Origin of the sequence: Pseudomonas sp. P20 (assembly GCF_016463925.1) — a bacterium.
Taxonomy (GTDB): Bacteria; Pseudomonadota; Gammaproteobacteria; order Pseudomonadales; family Pseudomonadaceae; genus Pseudomonas; species Pseudomonas aeruginosa.
Genome location: NZ_JAEMVM010000138.1, coordinates 1 through 1,091 on the forward strand (window position 1 = coordinate 1; position 1,091 = coordinate 1,091).

Sequence of the window (1,091 nt, forward strand, 5' to 3'; positions counted from 1 at the left end):
CTCCTTCGAGGACGCGGTATCCGAGCTGTTCCCGCTGTATGACGCTGCCGAACGGCCCTTCCTGGTGAACGCCAGCCGGCCGCAGTCCCTGATCATCATCAAGGAGCGCAAGAACTGATGCGTGCCCCCCTGAAGAACCTCTTGCCTTGCCTCCTGATCCCCGCGCTGGCCAGTTGCTCGGTCACGCGGGTGAACGAGTCGGCGGATCGTGTCGAAGCTACGGCAGATTCCGCGTCGACGATCGCAGCACAGATGCGCAACACCCGACCGGATCGCCGCGATACGGTGGTTTTCTCCGACAAACCCTGGGTCAGCACGAAGCCCCTGAGCGTTTCGCACACCTTGTCCAGTGACTGCATCGTGACGTGGCGCCCTGCAGGCGCAGCGTCGCTGCAGGAGGCCGCCCAGGAAGTCATCAACCAATGCCACCTGGCGGTCAGTATCACGCCCGACGCGCTGAACCCGGCCGCTTTTGCCCTGCAACCTCAGCAGCGCGCGAGCAACGCCCCGCCGCCCATCCAAGGCGGCCAGGACATGGCCACCATGCTGTTTCCTGCCTCCGTCGCCAACGGCATGTCCCTAGGTGCCGGCGGCAGCATGGGGTCGAGCTTCGGGTCCTACGGCCCGCGGTCGCTGTACAACATCAAATGGAACGGCAAGGTCAGCGGGTTCCTCGATCTCATCGCCGCCCGCGCCGGCGTGTCCTGGCGCTACAACCCAACCGAGAAACGGGTCGAGTTCTACTACCTGGACACTCGGACCTTCCGCATCTACGCCTTCGACGACGTCAACACGGTGGACTCCACCGTGCGTTCCGGTATGACGACGGCCGCCGGCATCAGCGGGGATGGCTCCGGATCCACTGGACAGAATGGCAGCTCCGGCATCAGCGGCGACTCCGGCAGCAAGCAGACCACCAGCTCCGAGCTGAAGACCTCGATCCTCAGCGACATAGAGAACAGCATCAACTCGATGCTGACGCCGAGCATGGGACGCATGTCGCTGTCGCGTGCCACGGGCACCCTGACCGTCACCGACCGACCAGAGGTCCTCAACCGCGTCCAGCAGTTGGTCAACCGGGAGAACGAGAG

At 64.3% G+C, this 1,091-nt stretch carries 1 protein-coding gene; it reads left to right on the forward strand.

Translation table 11 applies throughout. The features are described from left to right. Window positions 1-117 precede the first annotated feature (117 nt). On the forward strand, window positions 118-1,091 hold a 974-nt coding region (locus JHD77_RS32205; RefSeq protein ID WP_033975058.1), incomplete at its 3' end, for a secretin N-terminal domain-containing protein.